This is a genomic window from Bradyrhizobium sp. 23AC, from assembly GCF_054863025.1.
On the sequence record NZ_JAVAYN010000006.1, the window covers coordinates 65,479 to 90,912 of the forward strand.

General features: G+C 64.1%; 23 protein-coding genes and 1 tRNA gene. 12 read left to right on the forward strand and 12 right to left on the reverse strand.

The window, feature by feature from the left end; translation table 11 throughout:
- Positions 1 to 54 precede the first annotated feature (54 nt).
- The 5 genes from gntR to RAD10_RS16235 all read left to right on the forward strand — a co-directional run bounded on the left by gntR (position 55) and on the right by RAD10_RS16235 (position 5,130).
- Positions 55 to 1,155, forward strand: coding sequence for an HTH-type transcriptional regulator GntR (gene gntR, locus RAD10_RS16215; RefSeq protein ID WP_461618303.1), 1,101 nt, complete (start codon positions 55 to 57; stop codon positions 1,153 to 1,155).
- A gap of 136 nt (positions 1,156 to 1,291) precedes the next feature.
- A complete protein-coding gene (locus RAD10_RS16220) occupies positions 1,292 to 3,121 on the forward strand; it encodes an IlvD/Edd family dehydratase (RefSeq protein ID WP_183237261.1) in 1,830 nt (609 codons plus the stop codon).
- A gap of 113 nt (positions 3,122 to 3,234) precedes the next feature.
- Positions 3,235 to 3,966: an SDR family oxidoreductase gene (locus RAD10_RS16225; protein WP_461618304.1), complete on the forward strand. Its 732-nt coding sequence runs from the start codon at positions 3,235 to 3,237 to the stop codon at positions 3,964 to 3,966.
- A gap of 17 nt (positions 3,967 to 3,983) precedes the next feature.
- Entirely contained in the window at positions 3,984 to 4,730 is a 747-nt protein-coding gene (locus tag RAD10_RS16230) for an SDR family NAD(P)-dependent oxidoreductase (RefSeq protein WP_461618305.1), read from the forward strand.
- 7 nt (positions 4,731 to 4,737) lie between these two features.
- The gene (locus tag RAD10_RS16235; protein ID WP_461618306.1) at positions 4,738 to 5,130 is read left to right on the forward strand and encodes a GFA family protein; all 393 of its coding nucleotides are present in this window, start codon (positions 4,738 to 4,740) and stop codon (positions 5,128 to 5,130) included.
- Positions 5,131 to 5,132: 2 nt separating this feature from the next.
- Here the strand turns inward: RAD10_RS16235 and RAD10_RS16240 are convergent, their stop codons facing one another.
- Positions 5,133 to 6,044: a DMT family transporter gene (locus RAD10_RS16240; protein WP_461618307.1), complete on the reverse strand. Its 912-nt coding sequence runs from the start codon at positions 6,042 to 6,044 to the stop codon at positions 5,133 to 5,135.
- A gap of 89 nt (positions 6,045 to 6,133) precedes the next feature.
- On the opposite strand from RAD10_RS16240, the gene RAD10_RS16245 reads away from it, so the two are divergent.
- The 3 genes from RAD10_RS16245 (at position 6,134) to RAD10_RS16255 (ending at position 8,238) form a co-directional block, all read left to right on the forward strand.
- Positions 6,134 to 6,997 (forward strand): LysR family transcriptional regulator, encoded by an 864-nt coding sequence (locus tag RAD10_RS16245; protein WP_461618308.1) that lies wholly within the window; start codon positions 6,134 to 6,136, stop codon positions 6,995 to 6,997.
- A 75-nt stretch (positions 6,998 to 7,072) separates the two neighbouring features.
- The gene (locus tag RAD10_RS16250) at positions 7,073 to 7,753 is read left to right on the forward strand and encodes a site-2 protease family protein (RefSeq protein ID WP_461618309.1); all 681 of its coding nucleotides are present in this window, start codon (positions 7,073 to 7,075) and stop codon (positions 7,751 to 7,753) included.
- Positions 7,754 to 7,815: 62 nt separating this feature from the next.
- Positions 7,816 to 8,238, forward strand: a complete 423-nt coding sequence (locus tag RAD10_RS16255) for a hypothetical protein (protein ID WP_091955167.1) — start codon at positions 7,816 to 7,818, stop codon at positions 8,236 to 8,238.
- Here the strand turns inward: RAD10_RS16255 and RAD10_RS16260 are convergent.
- From RAD10_RS16260 to RAD10_RS16285, 6 genes are all read right to left on the reverse strand, one after another.
- Positions 8,226 to 9,038, reverse strand: coding sequence for an energy transducer TonB family protein (locus tag RAD10_RS16260; RefSeq protein ID WP_104463066.1), 813 nt, complete (start codon positions 9,036 to 9,038; stop codon positions 8,226 to 8,228). The genes RAD10_RS16255 and RAD10_RS16260 overlap by 13 nt on opposite strands.
- 8 nt (positions 9,039 to 9,046) lie before the next feature.
- On the reverse strand, positions 9,047 to 9,502 hold the full coding sequence (exbD, locus tag RAD10_RS16265) for a TonB system transport protein ExbD (RefSeq protein ID WP_461618310.1): 456 nt from the start codon (positions 9,500 to 9,502) through the stop codon (positions 9,047 to 9,049).
- 3 nt (positions 9,503 to 9,505) lie between these two features.
- Entirely contained in the window at positions 9,506 to 10,489 is a 984-nt protein-coding gene (exbB, locus tag RAD10_RS16270) for a tonB-system energizer ExbB (protein ID WP_461618311.1), read from the reverse strand.
- On the reverse strand, positions 10,486 to 11,175 hold the full coding sequence (locus RAD10_RS16275; RefSeq protein WP_028145173.1) for a Fe2+-dependent dioxygenase: 690 nt from the start codon (positions 11,173 to 11,175) through the stop codon (positions 10,486 to 10,488). Before RAD10_RS16275 ends, exbB begins: the two co-directional genes overlap by 4 nt.
- 2 nt (positions 11,176 to 11,177) lie before the next feature.
- A complete protein-coding gene (locus RAD10_RS16280; protein WP_461618572.1) occupies positions 11,178 to 13,577 on the reverse strand; it encodes a TonB-dependent receptor in 2,400 nt (799 codons plus the stop codon).
- A 226-nt stretch (positions 13,578 to 13,803) separates the two neighbouring features.
- Entirely contained in the window at positions 13,804 to 14,043 is a 240-nt protein-coding gene (locus RAD10_RS16285) for a hypothetical protein (protein WP_018319817.1), read from the reverse strand.
- A gap of 377 nt (positions 14,044 to 14,420) precedes the next feature.
- Here RAD10_RS16285 and RAD10_RS16290 point away from each other — a divergent pair, with 377 nt between their 5' ends.
- The 3 genes from RAD10_RS16290 (at position 14,421) to RAD10_RS16300 (ending at position 19,366) form a co-directional block, all read left to right on the forward strand.
- Positions 14,421 to 15,593 (forward strand): efflux RND transporter periplasmic adaptor subunit, encoded by a 1,173-nt coding sequence (locus RAD10_RS16290; RefSeq protein ID WP_461618312.1) that lies wholly within the window; start codon positions 14,421 to 14,423, stop codon positions 15,591 to 15,593.
- Positions 15,590 to 18,736 (forward strand): multidrug efflux RND transporter permease subunit, encoded by a 3,147-nt coding sequence (locus RAD10_RS16295; protein WP_461618313.1) that lies wholly within the window; start codon positions 15,590 to 15,592, stop codon positions 18,734 to 18,736. Before RAD10_RS16290 ends, RAD10_RS16295 begins: the two co-directional genes overlap by 4 nt.
- A 66-nt stretch (positions 18,737 to 18,802) precedes the next feature.
- Complete coding sequence (locus RAD10_RS16300; RefSeq protein ID WP_461618314.1) at positions 18,803 to 19,366, forward strand: invasion associated locus B family protein; 564 nt, start codon at positions 18,803 to 18,805, stop codon at positions 19,364 to 19,366.
- 11 nt (positions 19,367 to 19,377) lie between these two features.
- Here the strand turns inward: RAD10_RS16300 and RAD10_RS16305 are convergent, their stop codons facing one another.
- On the reverse strand, positions 19,378 to 21,666 hold the full coding sequence (locus RAD10_RS16305; RefSeq protein ID WP_461618315.1) for an arylsulfatase: 2,289 nt from the start codon (positions 21,664 to 21,666) through the stop codon (positions 19,378 to 19,380).
- A 121-nt stretch (positions 21,667 to 21,787) separates the two neighbouring features.
- Here RAD10_RS16305 and RAD10_RS16310 point away from each other — a divergent pair, with 121 nt between their 5' ends.
- Positions 21,788 to 22,462, forward strand: a complete 675-nt coding sequence (locus RAD10_RS16310; protein WP_461618316.1) for a TetR/AcrR family transcriptional regulator — start codon at positions 21,788 to 21,790, stop codon at positions 22,460 to 22,462.
- A 17-nt stretch (positions 22,463 to 22,479) separates the two neighbouring features.
- Here the strand turns inward: RAD10_RS16310 and RAD10_RS16315 are convergent, their stop codons facing one another.
- From RAD10_RS16315 to RAD10_RS16330, 4 genes are all read right to left on the reverse strand, one after another.
- Positions 22,480 to 22,842: a DUF1428 domain-containing protein gene (locus RAD10_RS16315; RefSeq protein ID WP_461618317.1), complete on the reverse strand. Its 363-nt coding sequence runs from the start codon at positions 22,840 to 22,842 to the stop codon at positions 22,480 to 22,482.
- Positions 22,843 to 23,010: 168 nt separating this feature from the next.
- Positions 23,011 to 23,084 (reverse strand) — tRNA-Gln (locus RAD10_RS16320).
- A 176-nt stretch (positions 23,085 to 23,260) separates the two neighbouring features.
- Entirely contained in the window at positions 23,261 to 24,379 is a 1,119-nt protein-coding gene (locus RAD10_RS16325) for an acyltransferase family protein (RefSeq protein WP_461618318.1), read from the reverse strand.
- 32 nt (positions 24,380 to 24,411) lie between these two features.
- Positions 24,412 to 25,383, reverse strand: coding sequence for a Bug family tripartite tricarboxylate transporter substrate binding protein (locus tag RAD10_RS16330; protein WP_461618319.1), 972 nt, complete (start codon positions 25,381 to 25,383; stop codon positions 24,412 to 24,414).
- Positions 25,384 to 25,434 lie beyond the last annotated feature (51 nt).

Consider the following 25,434-nt stretch of genomic DNA (forward strand, 5'->3'; position numbering starts at 1 on the left):
GTAGCGCTGTCAACGTTCCTTTGTTTGCGGGACTGACTGTGTTAAGAGCAGCAAATGGGTCGAAAACGCACCAAGTCAGGCAAGATCCGGCTGGCGGAAGTCGCCGAGCTTGCCGGAGTCAGCCCGATTACGGCGTCCCGCTTCTTCCGTAATCCGGAGGCCCTGTCGATCGGCAAGCGGACGCGGGTCGAGAGCGCCGCCAAGGAGCTCGGCTATGTGCCCAACCTTGCGGCCCGCGCGCTGGCCTCGCAACGCACCGAGGTCATCGGTGTCTTGATCCCCTCCCTCACCAACAACGTGTTCTCGGACGTGCTGCGCGGCATCTACGATGCATCCGAAGGCAGCCGTTACTCGATCCAGTTGTCCAACACGCGCTACAGCATCCTCCAGGAAGAGAAGCTGCTGCGACTGTTTCTCGCGCAGAAGCCGGCCGGGCTGATCGTCACCGGCATCGACCAGACCACGGAATCGCGCGCCATGCTGGAGGCCGCGGATTGCCCGATCGTTCAGATCATGGAGATCGGCCCCGATCCGGTCGACATGATGATCGGCTTTTCGCACTATGATGCAGCCCGCGCAGCGGTTGCGCACCTGTTCGAGCAGGGCCGCCGCAAGATCGGCTTCGTCGGTGCGCGCATGGACCCGCGGGTGCAGCGGCGGCTGGACGGATATGTCTCGGCGATGAAGGATGCCGCACTTTTCGAGCAGCGTCTCGTCGTCACCACGGCGACACCGACCTCGGTGACGCTGGGCGGCGCGCTGTTCACCGATCTCCTGGCGCGCGAGCCCAATCTCGATGCGGTGTTCTGCGCCAATGACGACCTTGCGCTCGGCGTGCTGTTCGAATGCCGGCGCCGGGAGATCGCCGTCCCCGAGCAGATCGCGATCGTCGGCTTCAACGACCTAGAATTCATGGCCTCCGCCGTCCCCACCCTCACCAGCGTGCGCACCAACCGCTACGAGATGGGCAAGACGGCCGCCACCATGCTGATCGAGGCGATCGACGGACGGCGTCCGGAGCAGCCGGTGCTCGATCTCGGCTTCAGGGTGATCGAGCGGCAAAGCTCATCGCCGCGCCATTCGGACAGCAGGCCGACCGTTTCAGGGGCAGGCGCGGCGAACAAAATGGTAGCGTTACCAAGTAGCCATGACTAGTATCGCATTTGTGAGGAAACGACCCGCCAGCGGGCCAGCGATCCGTCATTGGCGTCATTGGGCATCGCACAAGCCGACACCCCAAGACTGATGTAAATGGACGGACGCCAGTGCGTTTGCATTGCAGGAGAAACCAATGACAAAAAAGCCAACCAATGGGCATGCGCCCGCCGGCAACGGCTCCCGCCGCCACCTTCGTTCGCAGGAATGGTTCAACAACCCGCATAATCCGGGCATGACGGCGCTCTACATGGAGCGCTACCTCAATTACGGCCTCACCCGTGCCGAGCTGCAGTCCGGCAAGCCGATCATCGGCATCGCCCAGACCGGCAACGACCTCTCCCCCTGCAACCGCCACCATATCGAGCTTGCCCATCGCGTCCGCGAGGGCATCCGTGAGGCCGGCGGCATTGCGATGGAATTCCCGACCCATCCGATCCAGGAGACCGGCAAGCGCCCGACCGCCGCGCTCGACCGCAACCTCGCCTATCTCGGCCTGGTCGAGATCCTCTACGGCTATCCGCTCGACGGCGTCGTGCTCACCACCGGCTGCGACAAGACCACGCCGGCCTGCATGATGGCGGCTGCGACCGTCAACCTGCCCGCGATCGTGCTGTCGGGCGGCCCGATGCTGAACGGCTGGCACGCCGGCGAGCGCACCGGCTCCGGCACCATCGTCTGGAAGTCGCGCGAGCGGCTCGCCGCGGGCGAGATCGACTATGAAGAGTTCATGGAGATCGTGGCCTCGTCGGCGCCCTCGGTCGGCCATTGCAACACCATGGGCACCGCCTCGACCATGAACGGTCTTGCCGAAGCGCTCGGCTTCTCGCTGCCGGGATGTGCGGCGATCCCCGCGCCCTATCGCGAGCGCGGCCAGATCGCCTACGAGACCGGCAAGCGCGCCGTCGAGATGGTCTGGGAAGACCTCAAGCCCTCGGACATCCTGACCCGCAAGGCGTTCGAGAACTGCATCGTGATCAATTCGGCGATCGGCGGCTCGACCAACGCGCCGATCCACATCAACGCGCTGGCCCGCCACATCGGCGTCGAGCTCACCATCGAGGACTGGCAGAAGGTCGGCCACGACGTGCCGCTCTTGGTCAACATGCAGCCGGCCGGCTTCTATCTCGGCGAGGAATTCCACCGCGCCGGCGGCGTGCCTGCCGTGGTGCGCGAGTTGATGAAGCACAAGCGCATCCACGAAGACGCCGTCACCGTCAACGGCCGCGGCATCGGCGAGAACTGCAAGGACGCGCCGGTCCCCGACAACGACGTGATCTGGGCTTACGACAAGCCGCTGGTGAAGGATGCCGGCTTCCTGGTGCTGAAGGGCAATCTGTTCGATTCCGCGATCATGAAGACCTCAGTGATCTCCAAGGAATTCCGCGACCGCTATCTCAGCAATCCGAAAGACCCTAACGCATTCGAGGGCCGCGCCATCGTGTTCGAGGGTCCGGAGGACTATCACGAGCGGATCGACGACGCCTCGCTCGACATCGACGAGCGCTGCGTGCTGTTCATCCGCGGCACCGGGCCGATCGGCTACCCTGGCGGCGCCGAGGTCGTGAACATGCAGCCGCCGGCAGCGCTGATCAAACGCGGCATCCTGTCCCTGCCCTGCATCGGCGACGGCCGCCAGTCCGGCACCTCGGGCTCGCCCTCGATCCTGAACGCCTCGCCGGAAGCCGCCGCCAATGGCGGGCTTGCGATCCTCAAGACCGGCGACAAGGTCCGCGTCGACCTCAACAAGGGCAGCGCCAACATCCTGATCTCGGACGAGGAGCTGAAGAAGCGTCACGCCGAGCTCAAGGCCAATGGCGGCTTCAAGCATCCGCAGAACCAGACGCCGTGGCAGGAGATCTATCGCAACACCGTCGGCCAGCAATCGACCGGCGCCTGCATGGAGCTCGCCACGCGCTACCAGAACGTCGCCGGCACCTTTGGTGTGGCGCGGGATAATCACTGAGTTAGGTACATGTAGCCCGGGTGAGCGAAGCTACACCCGGGACACCCCGTTCCCGGATATCGCGCTCGCGCGTTCATCCCGGCTACGCAATGAGGATATCAGGAGAAAACAACATGGCAGACCGCCTCAAGGGCAAACGCGCCGTCGTCACGGCTGCAGCCGCCGGCATCGGGCGCGCATGCGCCCTTGCATTCGCGCGTGAAGGCGCAACCGTCATCGCCACCGACATCAACGAGGCCGGCATCGCTGATCTGACCAAGGAAGGCATCGCCGAGGTCGCAAAGCTCGACGTGCGCAACACCGCCGACGTCAACGCCTTTGCCAAGCGTATCGGCAAGATCGACATCCTGCTCAATGCGGCCGGCTTCGTGCATCACGGCACCATCCTGGAGTGCTCGGAAGAGGATTTTGATTTCTCGTTCGACCTCAACGTCAAGTCGATGCACCGGACCATCAGGGCCTTCCTGCCCGACATGATCGCGGGCGGCGGCGGCAGCATCGTCAACATCTCGTCCTGCGCAGCGCTGCGGCCGCCGGCGAACCGCTACGTCTACAGCTCGTCGAAGGCGGCAGTGTCGCTGCTGTCGCGCGCAGTCGCGCTCGACTTCATCACCAAGGGCATCCGCTGCAACTCGATCTGCCCCGGCACCGTCGAGACCCCCTCGATGCTCGACCGCGCCGCCGCACAGGGACCGCAAGGCAAGGAGATGTTCATCTCCCGCCAGAAGATGGGCCGGCTCGGCACCGCCGACGAGATCGCATCGATGGCGGTCTATCTCGGCAGTGACGAGAGCGCCTTCACCACCGGCGTCGACCTCGTCGTCGACGGCGGCTACATGCTCTGATCCCAGAGGCACCCGGCATGAACAAGATCGACCTCAACGGCCGCGTCGCCATCGTCACCGGCGGCGCGCAGGGCTTTGGCCGCGCCATCACCGAGCGCCTCACCGCCTCTGGCGCCAAGGTCGGGATCTGGGATTTTGACGCCGCGCTGGCCGAGAAGACGGCGAAAGAGATCGGCGGCGAGACCAAGGTCTTCAAGGTCGATGTCACCGACACCGCAGCCGTCGAGCAGGCGCGCGATGCGACGCTCGCCACGTTCGGCAAGATCGACATCCTCGTCAACAACGCCGGCATCGCCGGCGTCAACAAGCCGGTCTGGGAGACCGATCTGGAGGAATGGCGCAAGGTGCTGCGCATCAACCTCGACGGTCCCTTCATCGTCTGCAAGGCCATCGTGCCCGCGATGCTCAAGCAGAAATACGGGCGCATCGTGAACATCGCCTCGATCGCCGGCAAGGAAGGCAACCCGAACGCCTCGCACTATTCGGCGTCCAAGGCCGGCCTGATCGCGCTGACAAAGTCGCTCGGCAAGGAGCTCGCCGCGCATGATATCCTCGTCAATGCGGTCACGCCGGCCGCGGCCAAGACCGCGATCTTCGACCAGATGACGCAGCAGCATATCGACTTCATGCTGTCGAAGATTCCAAAGGCGCGCTTCGTGCTGGTCGAAGAGCTCGCCGCGATGGTGGCCTGGCTCGCGTCCGAAGATTGTGCCTTCTCGACCGGCGCCGTGTTCGACATCTCGGGCGGGCGCGCAACCTATTGAGGACATCATGACCCGGGAAGGTGGATGCCTGTGCGGCGCGGTGCGGTTCAAGGCGGAGGGCGAGCCGCTCAACGTTCGCGTCTGCCATTGCCGCCTGTGTCAGAAGGCGATGGGCTCGCCCTTCTTCGCCCGTGCGCAGTTCGACCAGCGCGCGCTGAGCGTCGAGGGCGAGACGGAGCGCTATGCGTCGTCGGAGAACATCGACCGCGTGTTCTGCAAGCGCTGCGGCACCCGCCTGTTCGCGTGGCGGCGCAATGGTACGCTGGCGGGCGTGTCCCTCTCCGTTTTCGACGACCGCAATGCCTTCGCGCCGACCGAGCACTTCTGGATCTCGGAAAAGCCCGCCTGGCTCAAGCTCGACGACGGCCTGGTGCAATATCCGGGAACGATCCCGGCGTGATGTCAGGCTTGGCCTGACGCAGGCGCGCTTGACGTCGGCGCCCGCCGACCCATTGTCGTCGCGATCCAGATCCCGCCAAAGACCGCGACGATCCCGGCCGCCAGATTCCAGCGCAACGGCTCGTTCAGCAGCCAAGCGCCGACCAGCGACGCCGTGATCGGGTTGACCGTCACCGAGATCGCGACACGCGTCGGCGTCGTCCGCTCCAGCGCGAAAGCCCAGAGATAGAAGGTCAGCGCCGCGCCGAATGCACTGAGATAGAGAGCCGCCAGCCATTGCGGTGCACCGAAGCCCGCGACCGGCGCAAAGCTGCCGCGAATCCAGGAGAGCAGGATGAGGCAGGCTGCGCCGGCGGCCATGCTCATGGTGGTGAAGGCGATCGGGCTGGAGCGCCGGATCAGTGGCTTCGACCAGATACCATACAGTGCCATGCACAGTGCGGCCGCCATCATCAAGAGGTCACCGCGCCATGCGCCCGATGGCGCCGAGCTCAGGTCGGAGAGCAGCGCGACCGCGACGCCAAAGGTTGCAATCACCACGCCGATCGATTTGCGCCAGGTCAGCGCTTCGGCACCAAGCGCGGCCCCGATCACGAGGGATAATAGCGGCAGCGTGGATAAGGCGAGCGCCCCGCGCGCGGCAGTCGTGAAGATCAACGATGCATTGAACAGGATCGGAAACAAAGCGAAGAACAGCATGCCGAGCCCGGTCGCGGCGGCCCAGTCCGCGCGCGGTGGCCAGCGATCGCCGCGCAATAGCGTCAGGGGCAGCAGCAAGAGGAAGCCGATGCCGAAGCGGAACGAACCGATCGCCAGCGGATCGAGGTTGCTCACGAGATAGCGCGTGGCGCCGATCGAGGTGCCGCCAAGACCGCTCGACAGTACGGCCGCCAGAACGCCGGAGATTTCGCCCACGATTCCTCCCGTCGATACTTCGAAGGCAGCATACGAGGCACGCCGAAACAGGGAATGGAATTTCCGTGATGCTGGGATAAGTTTTCGTCATGAGCACACCCGATCTCGATCCCGACCTGCTGAAGGCGTTTCTCGCGGTCGACGAGCATCGTTCGTTCACGCGCGCGGCCCATGTGCTCAATCGCACGCAATCGGCGGTGAGCGTCCAGATCAGGCGGCTGGAGGAGCGGCTTGGCACCAAGCTGTTTCAGCGCACCAGGGCTGGCGTCGTGCCGACCGCGACGGGCGAAGAGCTGCGCGCCTATGCGCGGCGCATTCTCGCACTCAACGCGGAGGCCGTCGGCGCGCTCCGCGCGCGCAAGGCCGACGCCGTAGTCCGCCTCGGCGTGATGGACGATTACGGCACCCTCGTCATTCCGCCCCTGCTGGCGAGCTTTGCCAAGCACCATCCACTAGTCCGGGTCGAGATCGAGACGGGACTGACCGCGACGATGCCGGCGCGGCTCGGCGAGGCCTACGACCTCGTCATCGCCATGCATCCGCAAGGATGCGGCGATGGCGAGTTATTGAGGCGCGAACAGGCGGTCTGGGCGGCCGCCCCATCCTATCGGACCGCGGCGCAGTGTCCCCTTCCCATGGCGCTCTACCCGCCGGGCTGTCTGTTTCGCCAGTGGGCTGCGGACGCGCTCGACGCCGCGGACCTGCCTTGGCGTCTCGCCTATGTCAGCCGGACGCTCGCAGCGGTCGAGACGATCGCGGCTCAAGGCCTCGCAGTGACGGTGGTGAAGGCCGGGACCTTGCCGCCGAGCCTACGTGCGCTGTCCGATCGTGACGGCATGCCGCCGTTGCCGGCGGCGGAGATACGCCTCCACCGCGCGAGCGACCTGTCGACCGCAGGCACCCACCTGGCGGATCATTTGCAACGGGCAATTTCGGAATTGGACGCCATATAACGGTGGATCGTGAAGGATTGTGGCCCTATACGGCCTGCTTTGCGAAGCGCGCTGGCAAACCGGGACGGACGAGCCGTGAACATTTCCTTCTATGACCTTTCCGTCTGGGTGCTTCCCCTCGTGCTCGCCATCACCTTCCACGAGGCTGCGCACGCTTTCGTCGCGGACCGGCTCGGGGACGACACGGCCTCGCGGCTCGGCCGCGTTAGCTTCAACCCGCTCCGCCACATTGACCCATTCGGCACCGTGATCCTGCCGGCGATGCTGCTCTTTACGCATTCGCCGTTCCTGTTCGGCTATGCCAAGCCAGTGCCGGTCAATTTCCGCAAGCTGAACAACCCCAAACTGGACATGGTCTGGGTGGCGCTGGCCGGGCCGGTCACCAACATCCTGCTGGCGCTTGCAGTGGCCCTCGCCTTCCACGCCCTGCCCCTTGTCCCCGCAAGCTCGGCGAAATGGGTCGCCGACAACCTCAAGAATGGGCTCATCATCAACGCCATCCTCGCGGTCTTCAACATGATGCCGATCCCGCCGCTCGATGGCGGGCGCGTCGCGGTCGGGCTGTTGCCCCGCCCGCTCGCCATGCCGCTGGCCCGGCTCGAGCCGTTCGGGATGCTGATCCTGATCGGCCTGTTGATCCTGCTGCCTCTTGCAGGTTCCCAGTTCGGTCTAAATCTTGATGTTATTTCAGCAATACTGCGAACGTTGACCGGTTATGTGATTCAGGCTGTTCTCTTCCTGACCGGCAATGCGTAGTTGAACAGCCACCCGAACTTTAAGCCGAAGGGCCAGAGGCCGACTTGGTCAAAGCTGCCGATATGCTGATCGCGCGACGCGCGGACACCCGCGCCCGCGCCGATTTTGCCACCTGGAAGATGATGGCCAAGCTCAATGGGGCGTCCGCGCTGCCGCCGGAAGCCCAGGAGTTTCTGGCGAGCTACCAGAACCTGCTGGCGCAGATGAGCGAGGGCGAGGCCACCGAGGCGACCATCGGTGCGATCTACAAGGCCTATTATGCCGAGATGGGCGGTGCGGGGGCGGCACCCGACGTCCGCCCTCGCCCGCCTGAAGCAGCGGCGGACAATGTTACCGCTTTCCGCCGTCCGGCGCCGAAGCCAAAGACGACCAGCTTTTTCGGGGCTGGTGCGGCAGCTGGAACCCAGAAACGGCCGCTCCCGGTGGCGCTGATCTTCGCCTGCCTGGTCGTCGTCTATGTCGGCATCCGGCTCTACTGGCGCTGAGCGGTCTTCTTCTTTTTCGCGTCGGCCGGCGTGAAGATGATATCGACGGTCCGCTCGAACCGGTCCTCGGTCAGCCCGGCAGGCGGCTGCGGGATCGGATCCGACTTGCGGACGATCGAGACCGCGGCCGCGTCGTAGGCTGAATCCCCTGATGACTCCACCACATCCACCGACAGCACGTTGCCCTTCCGGTTGATCGCGAAGCTCACCTTGACCTTCTGGTTATTGGGCTGCTTGCCTTCCGGATTGATCTTGTGCAGCGACAAATGCGCGCTGATCTTGCGGTTCCAGTCGGCGGTCAGCTTCAGGATGTCCTTGCCAATGCCGATGACGGGCGCCAGTGCCTTCTCGGCTTCGCGCGCGTCCTCCTCGAGCGTCTGCCGTGCCGTCGCAACCGATTTCGGCGAGGCTTCGGCGGCCGGCGTTTCGATCGCTTGAATTTTCGGATCGTCTTCGGTCGGCTTCTTCGCGTTGTTCTCGGTCACGACGCGGTCGGGATCCTCGACCTGCTGCGACTGGTCCTTTGGAAGCTCCGTCTCCTTGGTCTCGGCCTTCTGCTCAGGAAGCGCCTGCTGCTCCTGCATCGCTTCGCTGTCGGGCCCGGGCGGCAGATCGGTTTCGGGCGCCTTGGGCGATGCCATCTCCACGGCGAATTCCGCACCGTTCGCACCCAGGCCGTCGCCGTCGTCGTCAGCGCGCAAATGAGCCAGCGCGAGCGCAGCACCACCCAAATGGAGCACGAGCGCGGCCACCGCCGCCAGGATCCAGAGCTTCCGAGATGGTCTGTGTTCGTCCGACATGCGGGCCTCTAAGGCTGAGCCGCGCCTGCCGCAGGCGCCCCCGGCGCGCCTTCCAGCGCCACCAGCTTCACCCGCGTATAGCCGCCTGAACGCAAGAGCTCCATGACGCCCATCAACTCCCCATACGGTACCGACTTGTCGGCACGCAGGAACACGTACTTATCCTTGCTCATGTCGGACAGTCCGTCGAGCGTCCCGATCAACTCGGCCCGGTGAACCGGGTTTTCCCCGATGGCAAGCGTCAGGTCGGGCTTGATGCTGAGATAGGTCGGCTTGTCCGGCTTCTTCTGCGGCGTCGCGCTCGACGTCGGCAGATCGATCGGCAGGTCGACCGTGGAGAGCGGAGCTGCGACCATGAAGATGATCAGCAGCACCAGGATGACGTCGATGAACGGCGTGACGTTGATGTCATGCGTTTCCGAGAAATCGTCGTCGTCATCATTGTCTGCGAGCGAAACGCCCATGGCTCACTCCGCTGCGCGCGAATGAACGCTGCCGTGGCTGCGGTCGAGATCACGCGAGAGCAGCCGCCCCGCGGCACCCGAGGCACGGCTGACGAGCTCGAGATAGCTCTTCGTCACGCGCGAGAAGTGGTTGTAGATGATGACGGCCGGGATCGCGGCGACGAGGCCGATCGCGGTGGCGAGCAGCGCTTCGGCGATGCCGGGCGCGACAACGGCGAGGTTCGTGGTCTGCGACTTCGAGATGCCGATGAAGCTGTTCATGATGCCCCAGACCGTGCCGAACAGGCCGACGAAGGGCGAGGTCGAGCCGATGGTCGCGAGCACGCCCATGCCGATGCGGATCCGCCGCGCCTCGGCGCGCACGATCTCGGAAAAGCTGGAGGCGGCGCGGTCCTTGATACCGGCGTCGCTGGACAGGCCGGCCGACATCCGCGCCTCGCGCAGGGCCGCCGTCAGGAACGACGGCAGGATGCCCTCCTTGGCTCCGAGCGCCATCTGCGCTTCGGCGAGGGAGCGCGTCTCCGCAACCTTCTTCAGCGCCGAACGAAGCTTGGAGGATGCGACCGACAGCTCGATCGACTTGGCGATGAAGACGGTCCAGGTCATCAGCGACGCGAAGGCGAGCCCGATCATCACCGCCTTCACGATGACGTCCGCCGACATGAACATCACCCAGGGCGACAATTCCTTCATCGCCGGCGCGATGCCGGCCGACGCATCGGGCTTGGCATCAGGCTTCGCGGTGGTCGAAACGGCGGCGGCGGAGGGCGCCGTCGGAGCAACCGGGGTGGCTGCCGTCGAAGCCGAAGGCGCCGGGACCGCAGGCGTGGTGGCCGCGGGCGCCGCCGGAGCGACCGGGGCCGGCTGAGCCGTCGACTGCGCCGGTGCCGAGGGGGGTTGTGTCTGGGCCGAAACGGGGGATGCGAGCCAGGCGGCCGTCAGCATCAAAGCTGCGGCAAGGCTTGCTTGGAAGGTCATGGTCTTCATACTTCGGCCCAGTAGCGAATGAGGTTGTGATAGATACCCGTCAATTTGACCGTTTCGGGATCGTCACGCCCGAGCCGGTCCACCAGCGCCTGAATCGCGGTGTCGAGGTCGAAGATCATGCTCCGGGCTTGATCGTCCCGTATCATGCTCTGAAGCCAGAAGAAAGACGCAACCCGTGTTCCCCTCGTCACGGGCGTGACGAGGTGGAGGCTGGTCGAGGGATAGAGCACGCAGTCGCCGGCTGGCAACTTGACTTCGTGCGAGCCGTAAGTGTCCTCGATCACAAGTTCGCCACCGTCGTACTCTTCCGGCTCGGCGAGGAACAGCGTCACCGACAGGTCCGTGCGGATGCGAAGGCCGGTCAGACGGTCGCCGCGGATCGCATTGTCGACATGCAGGCCGAAATGGTGGCCGCTATCCGCCGCATAGCGGTTGAACAGCGGCGGGAAGATCTGGAGCGGTATAGCCGCCGCGATGAAACGCGGGTTCGATGTCAGCGCCGAGATGATGCGGTTGCCGAGCTTGCGCGCGACTTCGCTATCGGGCGGCAATTGCTCGTTGCGCTTGACCATCGCCGACTGCGCGCCGGCGGTGGACCGGCCGTCCTCCCATGCGCTTGCGTCCATGATGCGGCGGAAATCCGCCACATCATCCTTGCTGAGAACGCCAGGCAGGCACGTCAACATGATCAGAACTTCGCTGTGGTCACGAGGTAGAACGCTCTGCCCGGCGCGACTGCGACGAACGGCACGGCGCTGCGATAGAACGAGTCGTAATACAGCTTGTTGGTCAGGTTCTGGGCGTAGAACTTCATCGTCCAGTTCTTGTCGATCTTCTTCTCGACGAACGCATCGAAGCGCCAATAGCTCGGCAATTCGTTGGTGTTGGCCGCGAACGTGCCGCCATAGACCTTCGAGCGATACACCGCCTGTCCGCCAAGCTCCCAGCCATCGTCGAACTTGTATTTGGTCAGCATGCTGAACGACTGGTGGGCGATATTGGCAAGCTGCAAGCCGATGTTCGAGGCAACGCCGCTCTGCGTGACCTTGGACTGCATCAACACCAGGCCGCCGAAGATGCTCCAGCGATCGGTGATCTTACCCTCGGCTTCGATGTCGATGCCCTGGATCCTGTAGGCAGCGCCCGAGGTAAGCAGGCCGCTGACGGTCTCGCGCGCGTTGTCCTTGGTGGTCTGGAACAGCGCGCCGGTCACCAGCAGATGGCGATCAGCAAGCTCCCATTTGGTACCGACCTCGATCGCCTTGTTGCGCTCGGGTCCGAGCAGGATGGTCGAGTTGGCGGGAACACCACCGTAGTCGGTACCGGTCGCGTCAAGCTCCGAGCCGAACGGATTGGCCGAGGTCGCGTAGGCTGCATAGACGCTGCCGATCGACATTGGCTTGTAGACCAAGCCGACGTTGTAATTGACGAGATCGTTGTTCTGCTTGAGGTAGGCCGAGTTCGTCGACGCGCTCTGGCTGTAGCCGTCGTAGCGGATACCGCCGTTGACGATGATCGTGTCCTGCCAGTTCGCGGTGTCCATGACATACACGCTGCTGGTGTTGACGCCGTAGCGCGTCGGATTTCCGACGAGCCCCGGAATGCCGAAGGGAATGTTGGTATATTGCGGGGAGTAGAGATTGACCCCCGTGACGGCACCGGTGCTCGTGAAGGGGCTTCCGGCCAGTTCCGACGCGAGGCCGGCGTAGCGGTCGATCGAGATGTTCTCGTTCGAATATTCGACGCCGAACACGGCGGTGTGCTTGACCCCGCCAGTATCGAGCTTGAACGTAGCCTCGTTCTGATTGGTCCACACGTCCACGTTCTGCAAGCGGCTCTGCGCGCTCGCCGTCGTAGTCCAGAGCATCGGATTGGGGCTGGTCGTAATCGGGTTCTGCGGCAGCGTGCCGATATAGTTGAGCACAGAATGCTCGCCGCGCACCTTGCTGGTCAGCGTGATGGCATCGTTGACCTTGTACTCGATCGTGCCGGTGCCGAAATCCTGCCGCGCCGTCTGGAAGTCGCGATTGAGGAAGCCGTACCAGTTGCCGCGCGGAATACCGGCCGAGGTCACCGGCACATTGCCCTGCCTGTAATAGGGCACGCCGAAATCCGGCAGACCGCTGAGGTCGGTGTGGACGTAGTTCGTGGTGATCTTGATATCGTTGGTCGGGGTGTACTTGGTCGAGATGAAGGTGCCCCAGCGATTGTCGGTCACATAATCGCGGCCGGCGACGTTGGCATCCTGGAACAGGCCGCCGGTGCGCACCGAGAAGGTCGGGTCGATGACCTGGTTGACATCGAGCGTGACGCGCTTGGTCTGATCGGTGCCGAACTCGGTATCCATGCGCTTGAAGTTGACGTCGCCAGCCTGCTTGGTGACGATGTTGATGGCACCGCCGGCGGTGCCGCGGCCCGCGTAGGAGGATGCCGGCCCGCGCAGAATCTCGATCTGCTCGGTGAAGAAGTTCTCGCGGATGGATACGGCGGGATCGCGGATGCCGTCGATGAACACGTCATTGCGCGCATCGAAGCCGCGGATGAAGAAACGGTCGCCGAACGCGTTGCCGCCCTCGCCCGAGCCCAGCGTCACGCCCGCGGTCGAGCGCCCGATCTCCTTCAGCGTCGTCGCGTTCTTGTCCTCGAGCACTTCCTTGCTGAGCACCGTGATCGACTTGGGCGTGTTCAGCATCTTCTCGGGAAACTTGCCGCTGGCCTGGACGTGGTCGACCTTGTAGGGCGCGGCCGGATCGGCATAGGGATTTCCGTCGGGAGCGCCTGACGGCGTTGTCGGCGCCGTCTGCTGTGCCGCCTGCTCGCGCTGCGCGGCCCGACGAATCGCGTTGCGGGCGCGGACTTGCTCCGGCGAGGGCTTCGACGACGCTGGACGCGGACGTTCGACGGGAGCATCGACCGTCACCGGCGGCAGGTTCGACTGCTGCGCCTGCGCGCCACTCGACACCGACGCCACCGCGATCAAGCTCGCAACTGCCGAGACCTTCTTGCCGGAAACGCTTGCGAATTTTTCATCCACCAGACCGAATGCTGCGACCGAACGCAACGACTTCGGTGCGACCACCTGCCCCATTACCAAACGCCCCATCTTCCTGTTCGCTCATTCACTTCGACGAACGGTGGGTTGTTGGTATCGACCGCAAAATAGCGGGTCAATGCGAGCGCCTCGCAAGAACCCTTGAATCAGTCCAGTTCAAAACAATTCTAAACTACAGTTTGAAACCGTTCTAAACTGACATTGGACTCGTTCTAAAAGACAGCGCGCCGATGCGCGGCAATCGACGGTCTCGCTCACAACATCAATCGCTGCTCGGCGGCTTCATCAGCGAAAACAATTCATCGACGGTTTTCAGCGCAACGGCGCGCACGCGATCGGTGCTGTCCATGCCGGCGATGTTGACGCCGTTCACGACGGCTTTGATCTCGTCCCGGAAGTCGGTGAGGAAGCGCAAGGGATCGCGCTGCTCATTGGCGACACGCGCGATCAATCCCGTGATCAGAATCTGACACGCGATCAGCTTGCCGTTCAGCTCGTCCATCCTGCGCTCCCTTTGTGGCGGCGCCGATATGGACGATGCCGAAATTCCTGACAACCGAAACGGCTTCCGCCCGACTTAGAACCATTCTTGTTACGGGCACCGACCTGCGGCTCGCACTCGCGTCGTTCGGCCTGAGCACACCGCCTGGGAGTGCTGTTTGGGGTTTGCTCGCCGAACGCACCTGCCGGGAAAATGCAGCACTGCACACCGCCGCGCCAGACCACTGCCCAGACGGTGCAAAGCTTGCCAATTGTTTAGGATTCTCAACGGATAGTGCTGTTTACACTGGAACTTGGCGTGTATTATACAAACGCTATGGAACCCTACGATTGCCCCATAATTCGTAGCTGAGGGCACAAGAGCCGACACGAGACGATATGAAAAAGTCCCGGCCGATCCTCTGGATTCTGATCATCGCGGCCGTGGCCTCTGCGGGTTACTATGGTTGGCAGAAATTCGGCGCCCCCCAGGCTGGAAAAACCCAGACCGCCCAGAAGGGTCCACCCCGCCCGCCCGCCGTCCCCGTCAGCGTTGCCCCGGTTCAGAAGGTCGATTTCCCGGTCTACCTGACCGGTCTCGGCACGGTTCAGGGGTTCAACACCGTGCAAGTCCGCACCCGCGTGGATGGCCAGATCGACAAGCTCGCCTTCCGCGAAGGCCAGATCGTCCAGCAGGGCGAACTTCTGGTCTCGATCGATCCCCGTCCCTATCAAGCCACGCTCGACCAGGCCAAGGCCAAGAAGGAGCAGGACGAGGCTAGTCTCGCCAACGCCAATCTCGAACTTCAGCGCGCCATGAAGCTCGGCGAATTCGCGACTGCCCAGCGGGTCGACACCCAGCGCTCGACCGTCGCCCAGCTCACCGCCCAGATCGCCGCCGACGAAGCCGCGATCGCCAACGCCCAGACCCAGCTCGACTACACCCAGGTCAAGGCGCCGATCACCGGCGTCGCCGGCCTGCGCCAGGTCGACATCGGCAACATCGTCAACGCCTCGACGCAGACGGGCATCGTCACGATCTCGCAGGTCGAGCCGATCTCCGTGATCTTCACCGCGCCGGAAGACCAGCTGCCCTATATCACCGAAGGCCAGAAGAGCGGCGCGCTCAAGGTGATCGCCTTCACCACCGACGGCAAGAAGACGCTGGCCGAGGGCAAGCTTGCGGTCATCAACAATCAGGTCGACACCAGCAGCGGAACGATCCGGCTCAAGGCGGTGTTCGACAACAAGGACCACACGCTGTGGCCGGGCCAGTCGGTCTCGACGCGGCTTCTGGTGCGGACGCTGAAGGATGCGACCGTGGTTCCGGATGACGCGGTCCAGCATTCGACCAACGGCCTCTACGCCTATACCGTCAATCAGGACAACAAGGCCGAGGTGCACAAGGTCAAGGTCAGCTACGCCATCGATGGACATTCGGTCATCGAAGAAGGGCTCAGCCCCGGTCAGCAGGTGATCACCGGCGGCCAGTTCAAGGTGCAGCCCGGAAGCCTCGTCTCGACGACGGTGGCGAGTTCGAACCCGGCCCAGAACAAGGTACGACAGGAATGACCGAGGGCGGGATTTCGGCACCTTTCATCCGTTATCCCATCGGCACCTCGCTGCTGATGGCCGGCATCCTCTTCGTCGGTCTCGTCGCCTATCCCCTGCTCCCGGTCGCACCGCTGCCGCAGGTCGACTTCCCGACCATCCAGATCACCGCCAATTTGCCGGGCGGCAGCCCCGAGACGATGGCTTCGTCGGTGGCGCAGCCGCTGGAGCGGCAGTTTGCGCAGATTCCCGGCATCGCGCAGATGACCTCGACGAGCTATCTGGGCACCGCGTCGATCACCATCCAGTTCGATCTCAACCGCAGCATCGACGGTGCCGCCAATGACGTGCAGGGCGCCATCAACGCCGCCAGCGGCCAGCTGCCGAAGAACCTGCCGTCGCCGCCGACGTACCGCAAGGTCAACCCGGCTGATGCGCCGATCCTGCTGCTGTCTGCGACATCGGAGACGTTGCCTCTGACCAGCGTCAGCGACGCGGTCGACGCCCAGCTCGCCCAGCAGATCAGCCAGCTCTCCGGCGTCGCCCAGGTCTTCATCGGCGGCCAGCAGAAACCCTCCATCCGCGTCCAGGTCGATCCGGCGAAGCTAGTCGCCAAGGGCCTGTCGATGGAGGACGTACGCAGCCAGATCGCGATCACCACGGTTGACAGTCCGAAGGGCAATATCGACGGCGAAAAGCGCGCCTACACGATCTATGCCAACGACCAGCTCACGCACGCGAAGGACTGGAACGACGTCATCATCGCCTATCGCAACGGCGCTCCGTTGCGAATCCGCGACATCGGCCAGGCGGTCAGCGCCGCTGAAGACGCCAAGCAGGCGGCCTGGGCCAACGGCAAGCGCGGCGTGTTCCTGGTGATATTCAAGCAGCCGGGCGCGAACGTCATCGAGACCGTCGATCGGATCAAGGCGACCCTGCCCCGCCTCGTGGCGGCGATCCCGCCCGCCATCAAGATCGAGCTCATCAGTGACCGTACCACGACCATCCGCGCCGCGGTCGAGGACGTCCAGTTCACGTTGCTGCTGACCATCGCGCTCGTGGTCATGGTCATCTTCATCTTCCTGCGCAGCTTCTGGGCCACCGTCATTCCCGCCATCACGGTTCCGCTGGCGCTGCTCGGCGCCTGCGCGCTGATGTGGGTCGTCGGCTATTCCCTCGACAATCTATCGCTGATGGCGCTCACCATCGCGGTCGGATTCGTCGTCGACGATGCCATCGTGATGCTCGAGAACATCACGCGCTACATCGAGGAAGGCGAATCGCCGATGGCGGCGGCCTTCCGCGGCTCGAAGGAAATCGGTTTCACCATCGTGTCGATCAGCATCTCGCTGGTCGCAGTGCTGATTCCGCTGCTCTTGATGGGCGGCATCATCGGGCGCCTGTTCCGCGAATTCGCCGTCGTGCTGGCGATGACCATCTTCGTCTCGATGTTCGTGTCGCTGACCCTGACGCCGATGATGGCCTCGCGCTTCCTGCGCGCCCATGGCGAGGTGCGCCACGGCCGGTTCTATCAATGGAGCGAGCGCGCCTTCGACGCGATGCTGCGCGGCTACGAATACGTTCTCGATCACGCCCTGGCCTGGCGGCGCACCACGCTGGCGATCTTCTTCGCCACGCTCGGACTGTCGATCTATTTGTTCGTCCTGATCCCGAAGGGTTTCTTCCCGCAGCAGGATGTCGGCCTGATCACCGCCACCTCGGAAGCCTCGCAGGACATTTCGTTCAAGGAGATGACCCGGCGTCAGGAACAGCTCGGCAAGATCATCCTCGCCGATCCCGATGTTGCCAGCGTCGCCATGTCGATCGGCGGCAGCGGCCGCGCCGGCAACAACGGCAACATATTCATCACGCTGAAGGCTCGCGACAAGCGCGATGCCTCGGCTCAGCAGATCATCGCGCGACTGCGTCCCCAGTTCGACAAGGTCGAGGGCGCCCGCGTCTACATGCAGGCAGCCCAGGATGTGCGGCTCGGCGGACGGCCGACGCGAACGCAGTTCGAATTCACGCTGCAGGACGCCGATCTCGCCGAGCTCAACGAGTGGGCGCCGAAAATCCTCGCCAAGATGCAGACGCTGCCGGAGCTGCGCGACGTCGCGACCGACCAGCAGACCCAGGGCACCACGGTTCAGCTCAAGATCAACCGCGACACCGCCGCGCGCTACGGCATCCAGCCGCAGCTGATCGACGACACGCTGTATGACGCCTTCGGACAGCGGCAGATCACGCAGTATTTCACCCAGCTCAACACCTATAAGGTGATCCTCGAGATCCTGCCGGAGATGCAGGGGAATCTCGACAGCCTGAACAAGCTCTATCTGAAGTCGCCGCTGACGGGCGATCAGGTCCCGCTATCGACCTTCGCGACCTGGACCACCGATCCGGTCCGTCCGCTTTCGATCAGCCACCAGGGCCAATTCCCGGCGATCACCATCAGCTTCAACCTCGGCCAGGGCGTCGCGCTCGGCCAGGCGACGGAAGCCGTGCAGAAGGCGATGGCAGATCTCGGCGCGCCGCCGACGCTGAATTCGAGCTTCCAGGGCACGGCGCAGGCGTTCCAGCAATCGCTCGGCACTGTGCCGCTGTTGATCCTTGCCGCGCTCGTCGTGGTCTACCTGATCCTCGGCATCCTCTACGAGAGCTACATCCATCCGATCACGATTCTGTCGACGCTGCCCTCGGCCGGCGTCGGCGCGCTCGCGATCCTGATGGCGGCCGGCTTCGACTTCAGCCTCATTGCCTTGATCGGAATCATTCTCCTGATCGGCATCGTGAAGAAGAACGGCATCATGATGGTCGACTTCGCCATCGCCGCCGAGCGAGACGAGCACAAGACGCCGGCGGAATCGATCCGCCAGGCCGCCCTGCTCCGCTTCCGCCCGATCATGATGACGACGATGGCCGCGCTGCTCGGCGGCGTGCCGCTGATGCTCGGTCACGGCACCGGCGCCGAGATCCGCCAGCCGCTCGGCTACGCCATGGTCGGCGGCCTGATCGTCAGCCAGGCGCTGACGCTGTTCACCACGCCGGTGGTCTATCTCTATCTCGACGAGCTCAACAACTGGTTCTCGGGCTGGGGCCGTTCGGGTGACGGCGAAGGCGGCGAGGCGGTCGAGCACGGCACCGTTAAGGAAGCTGCCGAGTAGCGGCTTGCACGGCGCTTCCGGCGACGCTACAGCGAGGCCCCCGGTTCACGCCAACGCGGTTTCGCCATGCTCATGCAATCCAGACTTGTCGCCCTCGCCGCAGCTGTCCTGTTGCCCTTGGGCGCCGCGTATGCCCAACAGGCCAAGAAGAACGCCCCCGCCCCTGCGGCACAGCCGGCACCGGCTCCGACGCAGCCACAGGCTGATGGCGCGCCGGCGCAACAGCCCGGCTGGATCGTGCGTTGCACCAGCGCCAGCCGTGACGCGCCGCTCGAATGTGCGATGGAGCAGAACGCGGTGCTGACCAAGACCGGCCAGACCATCGTCCTGATCAACATCCGCATCGCGACCGACACCCGCACGCCGGTGGCCCTGCTGCAATTACCGCTCGGCCTCAACCTTCCCATCGGCGCCAAGCTCCAGGTCGACGAAGGCAAGACGGTCGACCTCCAGATCCAGACCTGCGAGAACCGCGGCTGCTACGCCTCGGCGCCGATCGCGCCGGACCTGCTTGCCGCGTTGCGGTCGGGCAAGCAGCTCAAGGTCTCCTTCCAGAACATGGCCAAGGAGACGATTGCGATCCCGATGCCGCTGGGCGATTTCGCTTCCGCCTACGACAAGATCAAGTAACGCACTTCGCCCTATTGCCGCGCCATCTGCGCGTTGCCGACGGCGTCGCCGTCGAGCCGCTGGTCATTGTGCATGGTGACGGTGACGCGCAGCAGCCGTCCGGCGAATTCGAACGGCGCCTCGTAATGCGACACCGGGCTGCCGCGGTCACGGCCGATGTCGAGACCTGACCACGAGATCAGCGTGTGGAATCCGAGCTGGGTCTGGAGCGAGCCAGCCGGCTCGCCGTCGATCAGCAGCGTGTATTCGGTGACGCCGGTGCGCGAGCCCTTTGCGGGCGCCTCCTTGCGCACGAGGCGCTCGACATGCACGCCGAGACGACGCGCGCCAGACGGAACCTTGCGATCCGACCGCACGATCTGGTGGCTGCCGCCGATGTTGAGATCGTGCACGAGATGGCCCTCGCTGACATAGAGGCTGTAGCCCGACGTCGCATCGCCGTGCGAGATCAGCACGCCGTCCGAACCCGCCTCACCGATCTCGACATGCGCCTCGATCGTGTAGCTGCGGCTGCGTACATCAGGCGCGACGTCGGTCGGCACGTGCCCCATGCCGGCGTGGAAGACGAAACGGTGGCGCGCACCGTGGAAGCGCGCGGCGTTCTCGGCAAAGCGCGGCCCGAAGCGGTCGTCGAGGGGCAGCACTTTGTGCCTCTCGGCCTCTTCCCACCATGTCGCGATCATCTTCGCCAGACGCTCCGGCTCCTTCGTCGCGAGGTCGTTGGTCTCCGAGAAATCCTCGTCGAGATGGAACAGCTCCCATTTGTCGTTCTCGAACGGCGTGCCCGACGGATGGAAGGCGACCGCCTTCCATCCGGCGTGCCAGAGACCGCGATGGCCGAACATCTCGAAATATTGCGGCGAGCTTTTCGACGGCGCCGACGCATCCGAGATCGAACGCGCAAAGCTCTCGCCTTCGAGCGGCATCTGCCGGCAGCCGGCGATTGTCGCGGGCGCCTCGATGCCGATCAGCTCCAGCAGCGTCGGCGTGAGGTCGCAGGCATGGACGAACTGGTGCCGCAGCTCGCCTTTGGCCGCGATCCTGTTCGGCCAGTTGATGACGAAGGGATCGCGGATGCCGCCGCCATGGGTGTTCTGCTTGTAGCGCCGCAGCGGCGTGTTGGAGGCCATCGCCCAGCCATGCGGAAAATTGCTGTGGGTGTCGGGCCCGCCGATGTCGTCGATGCGGGCAAGTTTCTCCGCGATCGGCTCTGGCTTGAAGTTGAATGGTCCCATCGCGTTGACGAAGCCGAGCGGTCCGCCCTCCTGGCTCGCGCCATTGTCGGACATCACGATGATCACGGTGTTGTCGCGGATGCCGGCCGTGTCGAGGAATGCGACCAGCCGCGCCAGATGGCGGTCGGAATGGTCGAGCATGCCGGCAAAGGCCGCCTGCAGGCGCGTGAAGACGCGGCGTTCGTCCGCCGAATGCTCCTCCCAGGCCTTCACGCCGTCATTGCGCGCAGGCATCCGCGTATCCCCGGGCACGAGGCCCATCGCCTTCTGCCGTGACAGCCTTAGCTCCCGCTCGACGTCCCAGCCATGCGCGAAGGCGGCGTCATAGCTCCTGATGATCTCGGCCGGCGCCTGATGCGGCGCGTGGCAGGCCCCCAGTGCGACCCAGGTCAGCCAGGGCACGTCAGGACGATCGGCGACGTGATCGCCGATGAAGCGGATCGACTGGTCGATCAGGTCCTCGGTCAGATGATAGCAGTCGGCATAGGTACCCGGCGGATCGATATGCGTGTTGTCGGACACGAGCTCCGGCGCGTACTGGTCGGTCTCGGCGTCGAGGAAGCCGTAGAAGCGATCGAAACCGCGCCCGAGCGGCCAGCCGTCGAACGGACCTGTGGCGCCGCTCTCGGTCAGCGGCGTGACGTGCCATTTGCCGACCATGTAGTTGCGATAGCCGTGCACACGCAACATCTCGGCGAGCGTCGCGGCCTCGCGCGCGATCTTGCCGCGGTAGCCCGGATAGCCGGAATCGAAATTGGCCAGGCACCCGACGCCGACCGAGTGATGGTTGCGCCCGGTGAGCAGCGCGGCGCGCGTCGTCGAGCACATCGCGGTGGTGTGGAAACCGCTGTACCGCAGGCCCTCTGCGGCGAGCCTGTCGATGGTCGGCGTCCTGATCGCCGAGCCATAGCAGCCGAAATCGGAGAAGCCGACGTCGTCGAACAGCACGACAAGGATGTTCGGCGCCCCCTCGGGCGGCCTCGGCTCATCCGGCCACCAGGGTTTTGACTCCGCAACCGTCTTGCCGACGGTGCCGCCGAACGGCGTGCCGCTGCCTGCGCTCATCTGATCCTCCCTGTCGGATTCGGTGTTTCATTGTCTTCGCATCCGCGGTTGACCCGCGGCGCGGTTCGCCCTAAATTATAATCCGAATTATGATTATGATTTTTGGCGGATGCAAGCACGGATGCGCCCACGGTCAGACCAGCCGGAGCTTCGCGATTTCGACCTGCCGGGCGTCGCCCCGTCGCGGCAGAAGCGCAGCCGGGAGACTACGCTGGCGCTGCTGCGCGCCGGCGCGGAGATGCTGAGGACGCGCAGCCTTGCGGAACTTTCGATCGAGGCGCTCTGCACCGAAGTCGGCGCCACCGTCGGCGCCTTCTACAGCCGCTTCGAGAGCAAGGAGACCTATTTCAACGCGCTGATGGCGCTGGCCACGCGCGACGGCGAGGAGCGCCTTGCGGGGATTGGGCCGCCGTCACCCGATCCGGGCCTCGACAGGCTCTGCCATATCATCGTCAGCGGCATCATCGGCTGGATGCGCAACCACGAGGGGGTGTTGCGTGCGGCCCTCCAGCACGACGACACCCGCCCCGACAAATGGACGCCGTTCAAGGCGCTCGCAAAGGCGACCACTGCGCGTGCCACCCCTCTCCTGCTTCCGGCCATGGGCAAGGGCCGCAAGGCCGCCAAGAGCCGCGCCATCGCGTTCGGCTTCCAGGTGGTGCTCGGCACGCTGGTGAACGCGATCCTCAACGATCCCGGCCCGCTATCGCTGTCGTCGAAGGGGATGGAGGCGCGGCTCGCCGGTTGCCTGTTGCTGCTGCTGCAGGCCGAAGTCGACCGCGCACCTCCGAGATAGGCTTTCTCCCCCGCCTGTCAGCTGACGACGTCGCTCGCCCTGAGCAAGGTCGTGAAGCCGCCATAGATCATGCGCTTGCCGTCGAACGGCATGCCCTCCATCTTCAGCCGCGGGTCGGCCATCACCTTCTTGTTGACGGCATCGCGGGTCTCCCGGTCGCGGTAGACGATCCAGGCGAACACCACGACCTCGTCCTCCTTCGCCATCACCGCGCGCGGAAACGAGGTGAGCTCGCCATAGGGGACATCGTCAGCGACGCATTCGACATAATCGAGCGCGCCGTGCTCCATCCAGAGCGCGCAGGCGGCCGTCGACAGCGCCTTGTAGGCCTCGATCTTGTCCTTCGGCACAGCCAGAACGAAACCATCGACATAGGGCATCAGGGATCTCCTTGAGTTGTGTGACCCAAGGACGATGCAGAGCACGGCGATCCGACCGCGGAAATACGATTTCAGATGAGGCAAACGGTCGCGACCGGCGGCGCGGCCCATGGACCGTCACTGTCACCGAGGGACCTCGAGATCTGGACCTTTGGGCGTGCCCTGAACTGGCTGGGGAACCTGGATTCGAACCAAGACAAACAGAGTCAGAGTCTGTTGTGCTACCGTTACACCATTCCCCACCGAAGCGCTTGAAATCGCTGAGCTTTCTTCGGAAGTCCTGCAAGGCGGGCTGACAGTTTTGCAAATCAGCGGCTCACAGGCCGCTCATATAGCCGCGCTGACCTTCGCGGTCCAGCCCCTCTGTGAACATCGTCGGGTTGTTCTCGCTGCGTTCGCGCAGGCAAGACGGACTGTCTCAAGCCTTCCCGAAGGAATCCTGCGGCTCTTTGCGGCTGTAGAACAGCGATCGGCGCGCCCGATCGATCCATCGCTGCACCGTGAACTCGAAGACGAGCGCAACGACGGTGGATGCGAGCAGGATGCCCAGGGTCTGAAACAGAATTCGCCAATGGCTCACAATGTGCGGATTGGTCAGCGTGATCGGATCAAAGAACTGCAGATTGATCGCGATCTGGATGAAGAGAAAATGCGAGAGATAGACGCCATAGGAGGCATCACCCAATGCGGTCGACAGCGGTCCGTTGATCCTCGTGAAGAGCGTCGGAATCACGATGCAGGTCGCGACGACCAGCGGCACGCCCTGAACGATGCCCCCGTGATAGTCGACGTCGGCATAGACGTCGCCGAGGAGATAGAGGCAGTAGAGAGCCGCGAGCCAGTAGCCCGCGCGCGTCGACCATGTCAGGCGATCTCGCAACGAGAAGAGCACAACGCCGGTGCCGAAATAGCCGATCTGGCTGTAAAACGGGAAGTAAGCCCATTTCCATTCGTAGACGTGCAGAATGGTCATCTTGATCGCGAAGGCAGCGACCACCAACCCAACGAGCCATTTTCTGTTGAGGAGAAGCAAGGCAGGCAGCAGCGCGTAGAAGACGATCTCCGCACTGATCGACCACGCCTGCGGAACCAGGAGATACGTGGTGCTGTGCATGGCGGAATAGAGATCGAGACCCAGCAGCGACAGGTTGATCACATAGGGCCGCTCTTCCGTTCGGAGGGAATTGAAGATGCCGCTCTCGTTCGCCGGGTTCCACAGATGTAGCGCGAACGTAGCTGCCAGGACAGCGAGGTAGAACGGATAAAGCCTCGCGAAGCGGCTGGCGAAGAATGCAGCAGGCCGTCCGGGATAGTGCCGCTCATAGGCGGCGGCCATGTAGAAGCCACTGATGATGTAGAAGACTTCTACAGCGGCCAAGCCTCCGATTGTCTGGTGAATGACGCCAAATTGGCAATGAAATCCAACGACGATCGCCGCCAGCAGAAAACGAACAGTCCCCATCAGCCCCGCACCCGTTGGCTGATGCGAACTTAGACCGGCGACCGGCACTGAACAAGCGGCCGCCGCTCTCGACATGCGGCGGCCGGCTTATCTCATCGCGTGCCGCCCTACTCCAGCTTGATGTTGGCGGCCTCGATCACCTTCTTCCAGCGCGCCGTCTCAGCGTTGATGTAGGCCGCGAACGGCTCGGAATCCACGGCGACCGCGGTGGCACCGAGCTCGGCCATCTTCTGCACCGTCTCCGGTTGCTGCATGAAGGCGCGGATCTCGGCCGAGAGCTTTTCGACGATCGGCTTGGGCGTGCCCGCGGGCACGATGAAACCGTGCCAGGCCACCGCCTCGAAGCCGGGCAGGAATTCGGCAACGGCCGGAGCTTCGGGATCGAAGGCGGCGCGCTTCGGCGTTGCGGTCGCGAGCAGCGCGAGCTGGCCGGTCTTCACCTGCGGCAACAGCAGCGGAACGTTGTCGAAGGCGAGATCGATCTGGCCGCTGAGCAGGTCCGTCAGCATCTGGCTGGAGCCCTTGTAGGGCACGTGCACCATCTTGGTGCCGGTCATCTGCTGGAACAGCTCGCTGGCAAGATGCTGCGAGGTGCCGACGCCGGCCGAGCCGAACGAGACCTTGTCCGGATTCGCCTTCAGATAGGCAATCAGCTCCGGCACGGTACGCGCCTTGATCTTGTTGGGATTGACGACGAGAACGTTGGGCACGACGCTGATCTCGGCGACCGGCACCAGGTCCTTGTCCGGCTGGTAGCTGAGCTTCGGCCCGTAGAGCGACGGGTTGATCGCAAGCGCGGACGTGCTGGCAAGACCGAGCGTGATGCCATCCGGCGCCGATTTCGCCACCCGCGTCACGCCGAGGATCGAGCCGGCACCGCCGACATTCTCGACCACGAAGGGCTTGCCGAACTTCGCCTGCAAATGGTTGGAGACCATCCGCGCGAAGATATCCGCGGTGCCGCCGGCGGCGAAGGGAACGACCACTGTCACCTGCTTGGACGGATAGCCGTCCTGCGCCTTTGCGGGTGAGGCCGCCAGCACCAAGGCTGAGGCAAGGACGAGCCACATCGATCTCATAGAAGTTCCTCTGTTTTCCGTGTTGTTGATTGGTTGCCGCGCGCGTGCGGC

Excerpts from the sequence above, each read along its gene's own strand:
- gntR (WP_461618303.1), top strand. The coding sequence starts at position 55 with ATGGGTCGAAAACGCACCAAGTCAGGCAAGATCCGGCTGGCGGAAGTC.
- RAD10_RS16220 (WP_183237261.1), top strand. The coding sequence starts at position 1,292 with ATGACAAAAAAGCCAACCAATGGGCATGCGCCCGCCGGCAACGGCTCC.
- RAD10_RS16225 (WP_461618304.1), top strand. The coding sequence starts at position 3,235 with ATGGCAGACCGCCTCAAGGGCAAACGCGCCGTCGTCACGGCTGCAGCC.
- RAD10_RS16230 (WP_461618305.1), top strand. The coding sequence starts at position 3,984 with ATGAACAAGATCGACCTCAACGGCCGCGTCGCCATCGTCACCGGCGGC.
- RAD10_RS16235 (WP_461618306.1), top strand. The coding sequence starts at position 4,738 with ATGACCCGGGAAGGTGGATGCCTGTGCGGCGCGGTGCGGTTCAAGGCG.
- RAD10_RS16245 (WP_461618308.1), top strand. The coding sequence starts at position 6,134 with ATGAGCACACCCGATCTCGATCCCGACCTGCTGAAGGCGTTTCTCGCG.
- RAD10_RS16255 (WP_091955167.1), top strand. The coding sequence starts at position 7,816 with ATGCTGATCGCGCGACGCGCGGACACCCGCGCCCGCGCCGATTTTGCC.
- RAD10_RS16260 (WP_104463066.1), bottom strand. The coding sequence starts at position 9,038 with ATGTCGGACGAACACAGACCATCTCGGAAGCTCTGGATCCTGGCGGCG.
- exbD (WP_461618310.1), bottom strand. The coding sequence starts at position 9,502 with ATGGGCGTTTCGCTCGCAGACAATGATGACGACGACGATTTCTCGGAA.
- exbB (WP_461618311.1), bottom strand. The coding sequence starts at position 10,489 with ATGAAGACCATGACCTTCCAAGCAAGCCTTGCCGCAGCTTTGATGCTG.
- RAD10_RS16275 (WP_028145173.1), bottom strand. The coding sequence starts at position 11,175 with ATGTTGACGTGCCTGCCTGGCGTTCTCAGCAAGGATGATGTGGCGGAT.
- RAD10_RS16280 (WP_461618572.1), bottom strand. The coding sequence starts at position 13,577 with ATGGGGCAGGTGGTCGCACCGAAGTCGTTGCGTTCGGTCGCAGCATTC.
- RAD10_RS16285 (WP_018319817.1), bottom strand. The coding sequence starts at position 14,043 with ATGGACGAGCTGAACGGCAAGCTGATCGCGTGTCAGATTCTGATCACG.
- RAD10_RS16290 (WP_461618312.1), top strand. The coding sequence starts at position 14,421 with ATGAAAAAGTCCCGGCCGATCCTCTGGATTCTGATCATCGCGGCCGTG.
- RAD10_RS16295 (WP_461618313.1), top strand. The coding sequence starts at position 15,590 with ATGACCGAGGGCGGGATTTCGGCACCTTTCATCCGTTATCCCATCGGC.
- RAD10_RS16300 (WP_461618314.1), top strand. The coding sequence starts at position 18,803 with ATGCTCATGCAATCCAGACTTGTCGCCCTCGCCGCAGCTGTCCTGTTG.
- RAD10_RS16305 (WP_461618315.1), bottom strand. The coding sequence starts at position 21,666 with ATGAGCGCAGGCAGCGGCACGCCGTTCGGCGGCACCGTCGGCAAGACG.
- RAD10_RS16310 (WP_461618316.1), top strand. The coding sequence starts at position 21,788 with ATGCGCCCACGGTCAGACCAGCCGGAGCTTCGCGATTTCGACCTGCCG.
- RAD10_RS16315 (WP_461618317.1), bottom strand. The coding sequence starts at position 22,842 with ATGCCCTATGTCGATGGTTTCGTTCTGGCTGTGCCGAAGGACAAGATC.
- RAD10_RS16325 (WP_461618318.1), bottom strand. The coding sequence starts at position 24,379 with ATGTCGAGAGCGGCGGCCGCTTGTTCAGTGCCGGTCGCCGGTCTAAGT.
- RAD10_RS16330 (WP_461618319.1), bottom strand. The coding sequence starts at position 25,383 with ATGAGATCGATGTGGCTCGTCCTTGCCTCAGCCTTGGTGCTGGCGGCC.